The 12,509-nt window shown below is 48.3% G+C and carries 12 protein-coding genes; 3 read left to right on the top strand and 9 right to left on the bottom strand.

From position 1 onward, the window contains the following. Nucleotides 1-83: 83 nt before the first annotated feature. The 5 genes from dnaJ to hemW all read right to left on the bottom strand — a co-directional run bounded on the left by dnaJ (nucleotide 84) and on the right by hemW (nucleotide 6,164). A complete protein-coding gene (gene dnaJ / locus BBR47_RS10445; protein ID WP_012685741.1) occupies nucleotides 84-1,211 on the bottom strand; it encodes a molecular chaperone DnaJ in 1,128 nt (375 codons plus the stop codon). A 150-nt stretch (nucleotides 1,212-1,361) separates the two neighbouring features. After that, complete coding sequence (gene dnaK, locus BBR47_RS10440; RefSeq protein WP_012685740.1) at nucleotides 1,362-3,191, bottom strand: molecular chaperone DnaK; 1,830 nt, start codon at nucleotides 3,189-3,191, stop codon at nucleotides 1,362-1,364. A 51-nt stretch (nucleotides 3,192-3,242) separates the two neighbouring features. After that, complete coding sequence (gene grpE, locus BBR47_RS10435; protein WP_012685739.1) at nucleotides 3,243-3,833, bottom strand: nucleotide exchange factor GrpE; 591 nt, start codon at nucleotides 3,831-3,833, stop codon at nucleotides 3,243-3,245. Between the two features lie 9 nt (nucleotides 3,834-3,842). Further along, nucleotides 3,843-4,868: a heat-inducible transcriptional repressor HrcA gene (hrcA, locus tag BBR47_RS10430; RefSeq protein ID WP_012685738.1), complete on the bottom strand. Its 1,026-nt coding sequence runs from the start codon at nucleotides 4,866-4,868 to the stop codon at nucleotides 3,843-3,845. Nucleotides 4,869-5,021: 153 nt separating this feature from the next. After that, nucleotides 5,022-6,164 carry a radical SAM family heme chaperone HemW gene (gene hemW / locus BBR47_RS10425; RefSeq protein WP_041749360.1) on the bottom strand — a complete coding sequence of 381 codons (1,143 nt, stop codon included), beginning with the start codon at nucleotides 6,162-6,164 and terminating at the stop codon, nucleotides 5,022-5,024. Between the two features lie 379 nt (nucleotides 6,165-6,543). Here hemW and ycaC point away from each other — a divergent pair, with 379 nt between their 5' ends. Next, entirely contained in the window at nucleotides 6,544-7,176 is a 633-nt protein-coding gene (ycaC, locus tag BBR47_RS10420; protein ID WP_012685736.1) for an isochorismate family cysteine hydrolase YcaC, read from the top strand. A 159-nt stretch (nucleotides 7,177-7,335) separates the two neighbouring features. Here the strand turns inward: ycaC and BBR47_RS10415 are convergent, their stop codons facing one another. Continuing rightward, nucleotides 7,336-7,536 carry a hypothetical protein gene (locus tag BBR47_RS10415; RefSeq protein ID WP_012685735.1) on the bottom strand — a complete coding sequence of 67 codons (201 nt, stop codon included), beginning with the start codon at nucleotides 7,534-7,536 and terminating at the stop codon, nucleotides 7,336-7,338. Between the two features lie 207 nt (nucleotides 7,537-7,743). Next, nucleotides 7,744-9,561, bottom strand: a complete 1,818-nt coding sequence (lepA, locus tag BBR47_RS10410; RefSeq protein WP_012685734.1) for a translation elongation factor 4 — start codon at nucleotides 9,559-9,561, stop codon at nucleotides 7,744-7,746. 275 nt (nucleotides 9,562-9,836) lie between these two features. Here lepA and BBR47_RS31785 point away from each other — a divergent pair, with 275 nt between their 5' ends. Both BBR47_RS31785 and BBR47_RS10400 read left to right on the top strand, forming a co-directional pair. Next, nucleotides 9,837-9,986 (top strand): HIT family protein, encoded by a 150-nt coding sequence (locus BBR47_RS31785; RefSeq protein WP_012685733.1) that lies wholly within the window; start codon nucleotides 9,837-9,839, stop codon nucleotides 9,984-9,986. A 60-nt stretch (nucleotides 9,987-10,046) separates the two neighbouring features. After that, nucleotides 10,047-10,925: a GNAT family N-acetyltransferase gene (locus BBR47_RS10400; protein WP_012685732.1), complete on the top strand. Its 879-nt coding sequence runs from the start codon at nucleotides 10,047-10,049 to the stop codon at nucleotides 10,923-10,925. Nucleotides 10,926-10,979: 54 nt separating this feature from the next. Here the strand turns inward: BBR47_RS10400 and BBR47_RS10395 are convergent, their stop codons facing one another. Next, nucleotides 10,980-11,984: a hypothetical protein gene (locus tag BBR47_RS10395; protein ID WP_012685731.1), complete on the bottom strand. Its 1,005-nt coding sequence runs from the start codon at nucleotides 11,982-11,984 to the stop codon at nucleotides 10,980-10,982. After that, complete coding sequence (locus BBR47_RS10390; RefSeq protein WP_041749358.1) at nucleotides 11,954-12,502, bottom strand: sigma-70 family RNA polymerase sigma factor; 549 nt, start codon at nucleotides 12,500-12,502, stop codon at nucleotides 11,954-11,956. The genes BBR47_RS10395 and BBR47_RS10390 overlap by 31 nt, the downstream gene beginning before the upstream one ends. Nucleotides 12,503-12,509 lie beyond the last annotated feature (7 nt).

Below are 12,509 nucleotides of genomic sequence, written 5' to 3'. Positions count from 1 at the left end.
ACATAAGCTCCCAATCGGGCTTTTCATTTAATCGACTTCGGTACATGAAACTTTAGGCAAAAAGCGGACAAAACCGCGACGGATTACTCGCCGCGGAATGCCCGTTTCATTTTTTCGAAAAAGCCTTCGTCTTCTCCTCCGTGCTGTCCTGGCTTTTCTCCAGACAGTTCGGCGAGCTCACGCAACAATTCCTTTTGTTTATCGCTCAGCTTGGTCGGCGTAATAACGCGCACTTTCACATGCTGATCACCGCGGCCGTTTCCACGCAAATGCGGAACACCTTTTCCACGCAAGCGGAAGAATGTTTCTGTTTGAGTACCTGCCGGGATCTTCAACTTCACGCGACCGTCGACAGTCGGCACTTCGATCTCATCTCCAAGTGCTGCCTGTGCGTAAGTTAGCGGAACCTCACAGTAAATATCATTTCCTTCACGCTCGAAAAACTCATGGCTCTTCACGCGCAATACGACGTACAAATCCCCAGGAGGTCCACCATTTGCACCCGGTTCTCCCTCGCCTGTTACGCGCAATTGTGCTCCATCGTCCACACCTGCTGGGATGTTGAGATGAATTTTGCGGCGTACCTTGACACGTCCACTTCCACGGCAAGTTGAACATTTTTCTTTGACAACTTTCCCTTTGCCTTCGCAAGTCGAGCAAACACGGCGGTTGACGATTCGGCCGAACGGCGTGTTCGCCACCACTTCTTGCTGTCCTGTACCACTACAAGTCTTACATGTATCGACACCGGAACCAGGCTTCGCGCCAGAACCAAGGCATGTATCGCATTCTGCTTCTTTTGGAATTTCCACGTCGGTTTCTTTTCCAAAAATCGCGTCGATAAAGTCAATGCTGAGGCCAAACTGCAGATCTGATCCTTTACGAGGCGCATTTGGATTCGCACGTCTGCCGTTGCCACCGAAGAACATGTCAAAGATATCTCCGAAGCCGCCCATGCCTGATCCGTCAAACCCTCCGCCACCGAAGCCCTGATTCGGGTCTTGGTGACCAAAACGGTCATACTGCGCACGCTTTTGTGGCTCGGACAGGATGTCGTACGCATCCTTAACTTCTTTGAACTTTTCTTCCGCGTCAGCCTCTTTATTTACATCCGGATGGTACTGACGTGCCAGCTTGCGATACGCTTTTTTGATTTCATCCGCGTCCGCATCCTTGGCTACGCCCAGAACCTCGTATAAATCACGTTTCATCTCCTACATCACTCCCATGACAGTCAACTGTTATCATAGCATGTGACAGACTTGAAAAAAAGTCAAAGTCAGCATTCCGTGACTTTGACTTTCATGGGTCACATCGTGGGAAGTGAGGGAAGAAATCTCTCCCCTCACAGTTCCAGCGTGTTACTTTTTATCGTCTACCACTTCGTAGTCAGCATCAACGACATTGTCTTTCTTCGGCTCTTGACCTTCAGCGCCGCCGCCTTGTGCTGCTTGCGCTTGAGCAGCCTGCTCATAGAGCTTCACCGAAATTTGTTGGATGATCTCGGACAGTTCATCTTTCGCTGTCTTGATCTCTTCGAAGTTGCTGCCTTCCAGAGCAGCTTTCACTTTATCTTTCGCAGCGTTAGCACGATCGATTTCAGCTTGATCGATCTTGCCTTCTACTTCTTTGAGTGTTTTCTCAGTCGTGAATACGAGTTGGTCTGCTTCGTTGCGAACTTCTACTTGCTCTTTGCGTTGTTTGTCCGCTTCTGCATTCAACTCAGCATCTTTTACCATGCGATCGATATCATCGTCGGACAGACCAGAGTTAGAAGTGATCGTGATACGTTGCTCTTTACCTGTACCCAGGTCTTTTGCACGTACGTTTACGATACCGTTCGCGTCAATATCGAAGGATACTTCGATTTGCGGGATGCCGCGTGGCGCTGGCGGGATATCGGACAAGTTGAAGCGTCCGAGCGATTTGTTGTCGCCTGCCATTTGACGCTCCCCTTGGAGAACGTGAATTTCTACAGATGTTTGGTTGTCCGCAGCTGTAGAGAACACTTGGGATTTGCTTGTTGGGATCGTCGTGTTGCGATCGATCAGCTTGGTGAATACGCCACCCAATGTTTCGATACCGAGGGACAGTGGAGTTACGTCGAGAAGAACAACGTCCTTCACGTCACCAGTCAGTACGCCCGCTTGAACAGCCGCGCCCAGTGCTACTACTTCGTCTGGGTTCACACCTTTATGTGGTTCTTTTCCTGTAAATTTCTTGATTGCTTCTTGTACCGCTGGGATACGAGTAGAACCACCAACCAGGATAACGCGATCCAGTTCGCTTGGAGTCAGACCAGCGTCTTTCAGCGCTTGACGAGTTGGGCCCATTGTACGCTCAACCAGCTCAGCAGACAGCTCTTCGAACTTCGCACGAGTCAGGTTCATCTCCAAGTGCTTTGGACCTGTTGCATCTGCTGTAATGAACGGCAGGGAAATGGTCGTAGTCAATACGCCGGAGAGGTCTTTCTTCGCTTTTTCAGCAGCGTCTTTCAAACGTTGTTGAGCCATGCGATCCTTGGACAGGTCGATGCCATGCTCTTTTTTGAATTCGCTCACCAGGTAGTTCATCACAACATCGTCGAAGTCGTCTCCGCCCAGTTTGTTGTCACCGGACGTTGCTTTTACTTCGAAGAAGCCATCGGACAATTCGAGAATGGATACGTCAAAGGTACCGCCGCCCAAGTCAAATACGAGAACGGTTTGATCTTCTGTTTTCTCCATACCGTATGCAAGTGCAGCTGCGGTTGGTTCGTTCACGATACGCAGTACTTCCAAGCCAGCAATTTTACCAGCATCTTTTGTTGCTTGGCGTTGGCTGTCATTGAAGTAAGCTGGAACCGTAATCACTGCCTGCGTCACAGATTGACCAAGGTAGGCTTCAGCGTCTGCTTTCAGCTTTTGCAGGATCATAGCAGAGATTTGCTCAGGTGTGTACTGGTTGCCTTCCAGCGTTTCTTTATGGGCGCTACCCATGTGGCGCTTGATGGAGATTACGGTATTGTCTGGATTGGTGATCGCTTGGCGTTTTGCCGCTTCCCCAACGATGCGCTCGCCGTTTTTGAATGCTACTACGGATGGTGTGGTGCGGTTACCTTCCGCATTGGCAATAACAACTGGCTCGCCGCCTTCCATTACTGCTACACAAGAGTTGGTTGTTCCCAAGTCAATTCCGATTACGCGACTCATACAAAATGTCCTCCTAACACTATACGTCTAGTGAATTTTCGTTTTTTGAGATTACTCGTTCACTTGAACCATCGCCGGACGAACGACGCGGTCTTTGAACATATATCCTTTTTGCAGCTCGGCTACCACAACGCCTGATTCAAACTCAGGGTTTTGTGTTTGCATAACCGCCTGGTGGATGTGTGGGTCAAATGGTTTTCCTTGTGCCTCGATTGCAGCCAAGCCTTCTTTATCGAAAACTTGGACCATCTGACGGTATACCATGTTGACACCCTCCAAAAGGGATTCTACTGTCATGGATTCCTTGTCAGCGGCGAGTGCTCGCTCGAAGTTATCGAGGACTGGCAGAAGCTCTTCCACGATTTTCAGTGAAGCGTACTTAGCCAGATCTTCCTGCTCTTTGCGAACACGGCGGCGAAGGTTATCCATGTCAGCCATGGCACGCAGCATGCGGTTTTGGTGATCCTCAGCCTGAGCCTTCCAGTGAGCAGCCTCTTGCTCCCAGTTCATCTCAGTTGCTTCTGCTTGGTCTGCATCCTCTGCTACTTGTTCTTCCTCGAGAGTCGGGTCTTGCGTTACTTTTTCCTCGCTCAACGTCACTACCTCCTGGCGGCTTTTCCAGTCAAAAGACTGTGTTGCCATTCACTCCATTTATTTCTCAAACTGCGAAGTCAGCATGCGCGATAGGCCTTCCGCCAAATGATTGAGTACAGTAATGACCTTGCCGTATTCCATTCGCGTCGGCCCAAGTATCCCCACCATTCCAACTGGCTTGCCTCCAAGCGAATAAGAAGTGGTAATAATACTGCATTGCTTAATCGCGTCTAGCTGGTTTTCCTGTCCGATGCGCACCGTGAGACCATCACCCTGCATGCCGATCACATTCATTAATTGATCGTGCTGCTCTAATAGCTCGAGAATATCCTTGACTTTATCTACATCTCGGAATTCCGGCTGGTTCATGATCTTGGTCGCACCGCGTAAGTATACTCGTTCTTCTTCTTGTGTCAGCGAGTTGTTGAGGAGCTGAAGAATTTCTTCATACTGCTCCGTGTGACGTTGCATTTCACCGGAAATCTCTTGATAAAGACGTTGCCGAAGCTGCCATAGTGGCACGTCGGTCAGCTTTGCATTCAACAGATTGACGAGTTTCTCGATTTCCCCAGCTCCTATGCCTTCTGGAAGATCGATCAGCTTGTTCTCCACTCGCCCGGTATGTGTCACCACAATCGCGACAGCCTGTTCAGCATTCAGAGGAACGATTTGAATATGTTTTAACCGATGCTCAAAAATCTCTGGTCCCAAGACAATCGCCGTGTAGTTTGTCAGCTGAGAGAGAATTTGGGCAGTGTACTCTACCACTTGTTCTGCGTGGAGAATACGTTCGGCAAACAACTGTTTTAGTTTACCCAACTCCGTTTCCTCCAAAAGATGAGGCTGAATCAGGTTATCGACGTAGAAGCGGTATCCTTTTGTAGAAGGAACACGTCCCGCCGATGTGTGGGGCTGTTCTAAGTATCCCAGCTCCTCCAAGTCAGACATCTCGTTGCGTATCGTTGCCGATGAGAATCCGATGTCGTCCCGTTTGGAAATGGTTCGGGAGCCAACAGGTTCGGCAGAATGAATGTAATTATCGACAATCGCATTTAAAATCATTTGTTGACGGTCTGATAACATGGATGTCGCTCGCCTCCTGTTGGATTGTTAGCACTCATGCTTATCGAGTGCTAAATCTATATACTAAGGTATCAATAGTAGAAGGATTTGTCAACGAACTTGAGCTAGTTCTATAGACAAAAAATCTCATTTTTCGCGAGTTTTACTTTTTCCTTAACGAAGAAAGCGTGCAAATACCTCATTTCCTAGCGGAAGCCCCTGTTTCGTTAGCTTCAAAAAGCCGCCCTTTTCTTCCAGCATCCCTTTGGCTACCTCTTCTTCTATTATTGTCCCAAAAACATCATGAACAGTTGCACCAAAACGGGACGCAAACGCCGAAAGGTCAACTCCTTCTCTCAAACGCAGTCCCAAAATCATTTGTTCCTCCATGGCATCCTCGCGCGGTACCTCGAATTGTTCTACACGCGGCAGCCCTTCCTTGCATTTCTGCAAGTAAATCGCAAGCGGGCCAGCATTCACGTGGCGGTGACCGCACACATAACCGTGGGCACCTGCACCCAACCCATAGTATTCACGATTGAGCCAATAGGTTTTATTATGTTTGCTCTCGAAGCCTGGTTTTGCAAAATTGCTGATTTCATACTGCTTGTACCCATGCCGCTCCATCTCTTCTATTAATACCATGTACATCTCAAGCTCCGTCTCTTCAGACGGCAGTGGCAGCTGATCCTTTTGGTAAAGCGTGTGGAACAGCGTGTTCTCCTCCACCTTGAGACTGTACGCGGAGAAATGAGTGGTACCTAGCCCAAATGCCTTGTCCAATGTCTGACGGAAAATGTCGAGTGTCTGATCCGGCAATCCAAACATCAGGTCGATGCTGAAGTTGTCAAAGCCTACTTTTTTCGCATTATCGATACTGCGGTACACGGCTTCCTGATCGTGGATTCGTCCCAGTCGTTTTAAGAGCGCGTCGTCAAAGGACTGTACACCAAAGCTCAGCCGATTGACACCCAGCTCACGCATGATCCGCAGTTTTTCCACGTCTGTTGTTCCCGGATTCGCTTCCATCGAGAACTCGATATCATCCGTCCAGTACTTGCCCAATTGCTTTTGTACCATTTCCAAGAACGCGCGCATTTGAGCATGATCCAGAAACGTTGGCGTCCCTCCGCCGACAAAAATCGTTTTCACCTGCTCGATCAGCTGCTGGCTAAAGGTGATCTCCATTTCGCTTTTCAATGCGTCTAAGTAATCCCAAATGAGCTGTGGATTGTTCGTCACAAATGAGTTGAAGTCACAGTAGTAACATTTATTCGTACAAAAGGGAATGTGAATGTAAACCGATTGTGGCATCATGTCCCTTTCCCTCCTTTTAAAATTGGGTTGTTCTAAAGACGACTTTTTGACAACCTCTTTAATAGAAAAGACCTGACACAAGGTCAGGCCTACTTCTTATCATCCATGCGTAAAACAGCCATATACGCCTTTGATCGACCTCGTTATTTTATTGTAACACAGTAAATGAGAGAATCGACTGCAAACATTGATACAGCAAGCATTTGTAACAGCTTGATTATCATAGTGTATTTTTCTATATCGAGTCAAACATGATAGGGAAGCGCAGGAATAAAACAAAATCTATCATTTTAATCTGTTTGTTCAAATACGTGAATGAAACGTTTCATTTCGAATAGACATGTTAGAGTTGTTACTTGTTTTTGAGGAGGATTCTTAAATGACTGATCTCTATTCCCGTATTTCTAAAAATGATGCTGCTGTTCTTCTGATTGATCATCAAACCGGCCTTATCTCTGGACTTGTGCGTGATTACGGGGTTGATGAATTCAAGAACAATGTTCTGGCTTTAGCAAAGACCGCGAAATTTTTCAATTTGCCTGTCATTCTTACCACGAGCTTCGAGAGTGGTCCAAACGGTCCATTGATCAGGGAACTCGTCGAACTCTTTCCAGACGCGCCTAAGATTGCTCGTCCAGGACAGATCAATGCGTGGGATAATGAGGAGTTTGTAAAAGCGATCCAGGCAACTGGCAAGAAGCAACTTATCATTGCTGGTGTGGTTACCGATGTCTGCGTAAGCTTCCCCGCACTTTCCGCTCTTCATGCAGGGTATGAAGCATTTGTCGTCACCGACGCTTCTGGCACTTTCAGCAAACAGGTAGCGGAAGCCTCGTTAATGCGCATGGCACATGCTGGCGCGCAGCTTATGAACTGGTTTAGTGTAGCGTGTGAGCTACAACGGGATTGGCGCAACGACGTCGAAGGTTTTGGTGCTTTACTAGCTGGTCACCTTCCCGGCTATCAAAATGTAATCGAAAGTTATCAAGCGCAGAACGAACTTGTCAAATAGAACCCACTTCGGGGTACCTCCATATTGTTGGCGGTACCCCTTGCTATTACTTGCGACCCTCATCCATTTGCATAATGTCCTTTCAAATACTTGATACTACAAACAAGTAAAGGAGGTAGTTCTGATTGTCACCAACCAATAATGATTCCCAACTTAATTCTAACTGTCCACCAGATTGTAACTTACCGAATCCAGAATTCCCGCCATCGAATGAAGTCCCTCATCCACCAACTCCTTGGCCACCACACAGCCTCGATCCTCATCCACCAACTCCTGTACCGCTCCCCCCAACCAATCCACATCCACCAGCGATACCACCTGTAACCAATCATCCCCAACCACCACATCCTTGGTGACCACTCGATCCTCCACAGGGTCGAGTTTTCATGTCATGAGAACGGAATGTGCCAAAAAGAAAGACGACAGAAGCAGATTTAAAAATTCTGCCTATGTCGTCGCATTCTACATCTCATTTCATACCGTTAACCTTCGAGTAACTTATGTATGAAAAAAAAATAAATCCCCCACCATTTCGCCCATTGGTGGCTTTTTGGTGGGGGGAGGCTGCTACTTCTTATCATCCATGCGCAATACAGCCATAAATGCTTCTTGTGGTACCTCTACGGAACCAACAGACTTCATGCGCTTCTTTCCTTCTTTTTGCTTTTCGAGCAGTTTACGCTTACGCGAGATGTCCCCGCCGTAACATTTAGCAAGAACGTTTTTACGCAACGCACTGATCGTTTCACGAGCGACAACCTTGTGTCCGATGGTTGCTTGAATCGGCACCTCGAATTGCTGACGTGGAATCAATTCCTTCAGCTTTTCGCAAATGACTTTACCGCGAGCATAGGCCGTATCTTTGTGTACGATAAACGACAGAGCATCCACCACTTCGCTGTTAAGGAGAATATCCATTTTCACCAACTTAGAAGCTTTGTAGCCACCCAGCTCGTAGTCAAAGGATGCATATCCTTTTGTTCCGGACTTCAGCATGTCAAAGAAATCATAGACGATCTCGGACAATGGCATGTCGTACTTCAGCTGCACGCGGTTCTCACCCAGGTACTGCATGTCAAGAAACTCACCGCGTTTACCTTGGCACAGCTGCATAACATCACCAACGTATTCTTTCGGCACCATGACTGTAGCCGTAACGTAAGGCTCCTCGACCATTTCGATCTTTTGTGCTTCCGGCATTTTGGACGGGTTGTCGATTTCGAATACTTCGCCGTTCGTTTTGGTAATGCGATAAATAACGCTCGGCGCGGTCGTAATCAAGTTAATGTTGAATTCCCGTTCGATCCGCTCCTGGATGATCTCCATGTGCAGAAGTCCCAAGAAACCACAACGGAAACCAAAGCCAAGTGCTTGGGAAGTCTCCGGCTCAAACTGCAGGGACGCATCGTTTAGCTGGAGCTTTTCCAATGCATCGCGCAGATCGTTGTACTCGTTCGTTTCGATTGGGTACAAGCCGCAGAAAACCATTGGGTTGATCTTGCGGTAACCAGGTAGCGGTTCAGCTGCAGGGCGATTCGCATCTGTAATGGTATCCCCCACACTGGTGTCTCCCACAGTTTTAATGGAAGCAGCTACGTAGCCTACATCTCCAACCGTTAATTCTTCTACTTGTGTTTGGCGTGGTGTCGATGTACCGATTTCGGTTACCTCGAACGACTTGCCTGTCGCCATCATTTTGATTTTCATACCCTTTTTCAAGGTTCCGTTAATGACACGGATGGAGGCAATAACGCCACGATACGCATCAAAATAGGAGTCGAAAATCAAAGCCTGGAGAGGTGCATCCGGGTCTCCCTCTGGAGCAGGTACTTTTTGCACAACAGCTTCCAGTACTTCTTTAATCCCGATACCTGCTTTGGCAGAAGTCAGAACCGCATCGCTGGCATCCAGACCGATCACGTCTTCCACCTCTTGCTTCACGCGCTCAGGCTCTGCGCTCGGCAGGTCGATTTTGTTGATGACCGGGATGATCTCCAGGTTGCTGTCCAACGCTAAATACACGTTAGCCAATGTCTGGGCTTCGATCCCTTGTGCCGCATCCACGACGAGGATAGCTCCTTCACAGGCAGCCAAACTGCGGGATACTTCATACGTAAAGTCGACGTGTCCAGGGGTGTCAATCAGGTGGAGAATGTACTCCTCACCGTCATCTGCTTTATAGTTCAAACGCACGGCATTGAGCTTAATCGTAATCCCGCGCTCTTTTTCCAGCTCCATCGTGTCAAGAAACTGGGCTTCCATCTCACGTGCAGTCAAAGCACCGGTCAGCTCCAAAATGCGGTCTGCCAGCGTCGACTTTCCATGGTCAATGTGGGCGATGATGGAAAAATTTCGTATCCTTTTTTGTCTTTCACGACGATCCATGTGTTGTTCGTTCCCTCCCACGCGAATCCATTCAAACGTTCAGATTGCGCCTCGCAAAAAATACACTAACAGTAATTATAACAAACCGATGATATAAAGAGCAACCAAAGAGAATCAGGCATTTGCCTCCTTTTTCTCGTATCCAAACTTTTCCTGTGCTAAAGTGGTAAATAGCATGGAGGTGGCTAGGAATGAATGCACAGCAAGCCGACTGTTTGGGCTGTCGGTTGGCCCATAGAATCGTAGAATCACATATCGTCTTTGAAAACGAATGAGTGGCGTGCCTTTTGGATATCGATCCTTTTTCGGAAGGTCATGTACTCATTCTTCCGAAGCAGCATTTCGTAGATTGGACAGACTTGGATGAATGTACGATGCAAAAGGTATGCGAGGCAGTCACCTCTCTGTCCCACGCCCAAAAGTAGCGGCAGCATTGAACGATCTCTTCAGCGATATCGCCGTGAACACAAAGAAGGAAACGGAGAATGATCAAAGTGAACAGCGTTGACTCTTGCTTGCATTCCTTAGCGATAGCGGATATTCCCGGTCTCATTGCCTTATCTGATTCCGTAGGCTGGGATTACGACGAATCGGAAATTCGCACAATTCTGTCTATCGGAACCGCATTCGGTCACAAAGACGCGAATGGCACCCTCCTTTCATGTGCGGCTATCATCCCGTACGATGACAAGCTTGCGAGCATCGGTATGGTGATTGTCCATCCCTCGTCGCAAGGCAAAGGGTATGGTCTCCAGCTCATGAAGGCGTGCATGGCGTCTGTTTCTACGGATACATCGATCATGCTCATTGCAACTCCAGAAGGAGAGCCATTGTACAAAAATCTCGGGTTCCAGACGGTGGATCGTATTCGCAAGTTTATAGCTGAACGCTTTGTGCCTGAAGCACCTCCGCAAAACGAAGCGAATGACGAATTTGAAATTGCACCAATGGAGTTGGACGATTTCTCGAGCGTGGTTGAATTAGACAAAGCAGCACTGGGTAGCAGTCGCACTCATTTTCTCGAGATACGCATGAGACAAGCAAGCACCTGTCTGGTAGCCAAAAATCCCTCCGGCAAGGTCATCGGATATGGATTCGCCGTTCAAGGCCCAGTCAATCTTATCGCGGGGCCGATCGTCGCAGAGAATGCTGGTATGGCTAAAAACCTCCTGTATAAGCTGACACAGCATCATACCGGACGTGTGCGAATAGACGTACCGGATGAACAAGCAGCGTTTCACACTTATTTAGAGCAAAACGGCTTCACACAGGTTTCCCATCCCCCAGTAATGGTTGCGAATGCGAATAGCCTACCTCGCCGTAATGGAACGTACTGGGCGATAGGCGCTCAAATATACGGATAGACATGAAAAGCGAAAAACGGACCTTGTTTTAGGCAAAGGTCCGTTTTGTCATTCTCAGTTTGTTTTTGATCGATTTTGAACTTGTTCCAGCACTTTTGGTGGAAACAGTTTTTGCAGGCTGCTCTGGTAGTTGCTGCCGTCCTCGGGCATTTGGAAGTCAGTAACCCGATAAGCATTTCCATTGTAGACAATTTGAAAGACCATCGGTGCACTGAGCGCGGAAGAATGGCTACCCGTTATTTTCACCCAAGCGTATACGGTTCGCCTCGCAGCATCTGGCGCTTCCACTCCAAGCAGCTCAACGTTTATCTCTCGATATTTTCCCAGCCACCCCAGCTTGATGCTTTCCGTCTCCAAATACTGCTGAATGATAGGCCCAACCAACTGACGGTTCGCAGGTGCTATCCCTTTTTTCACCTCGACAAAAACTTGTCCGAAATGTTTGCCTCCTGATCTTGCTTCCAGCTTCCATTTCCCCGGTTCAGGCAACACAATCCCTGATGGAAAATGACCATCTGCATCGTATAAGGGGTCCATAACCTCGTAGCTGCCCAATGACAGACGGGTCCCATCGGTGTTGTAAGCAGTGATCTCTATTTTTTGGGCGTAATCCCCATTCAACAGCCATATCACCCGCTGCGTCTGTCCCTCGTAGAAACCGTCCTGATCTGTCATGATGCGGACAGGCTTTTCTCCCAAATAAGAAAAGGTCTGATTGTCGTAAGTGGAAGACAAAAAAGGTGACAGCTTCCACAAGTCGGCTTCGACGATTTGGCCACCTGGTAACAAGGAAGGTATTTGTGTCTCTTGTTGTGGAGGTATTATCACATGCTGTGCAGATTGTCTCTCCTCCTGAATGGGGAGCCCAAACCACAAGAGCAAGCCCATCGTCAGCACAACGCCCGGCAAGGCTAACTTCCTCCAGCCAGTCATCCACCCAGTCCCAGACCTCACCCGCTGCCGCACTCGCTCTTCCATCGATGCAGTGAACTGCACATCACGAAAAATGGTCTGATCTGCCCGTTCCTTTAAATCCGCGAGCCATCGGTTTTCGTCCATTCCCAGTCCCTCCCCTCTCCCATACTCTGCCGTAGTTGCTGTCTTGCCCTATGCAACCGAGTTCTGACTGTTCCCTCCGTTACTCCTAGCACCTCAGCCACCTCTCCGATGGATAAATCCGCATAGTAATGAAGGGCAATCACTTGACGATAGAGCGGAGAAAGCTGCAACACTTCCGCAACGAGCTGGTCCTTCTCGGCTTGATCGAGCACAAGACTTTCTGTAGAAAGCTCCCCATCCTGTCTCATCCACGAGCGGGGAAGGATATGGCGGAACGACCAAGAACGCAAATAACCTTTGCACTCATTAACCGCGATTCGATATAACCACGTGTGCACACTGCTCTCCTGCCGAAAGCGTGGAAGATGCCGATACACCTTAACGAAGACATCTTGGGTAATATCCTCTGCCAAGCTGCGATCTTTGACCAGAAAAGTGACGAGTCGAAGCACGCGGGTCCCATACTCCCTCATGATTTGTTCAAAAGCAGCATCTGTTGTTGGCTGCAATTTTTCCAAGGGCGTG

This window comes from Brevibacillus brevis NBRC 100599 (genome assembly GCF_000010165.1).
Classification (GTDB): domain Bacteria; phylum Bacillota; class Bacilli; order Brevibacillales; family Brevibacillaceae; genus Brevibacillus; species Brevibacillus brevis_D.
Note: the sequence above shows the minus strand (reverse complement) of the source record. Positions and strands in the feature narration are given on the sequence as shown.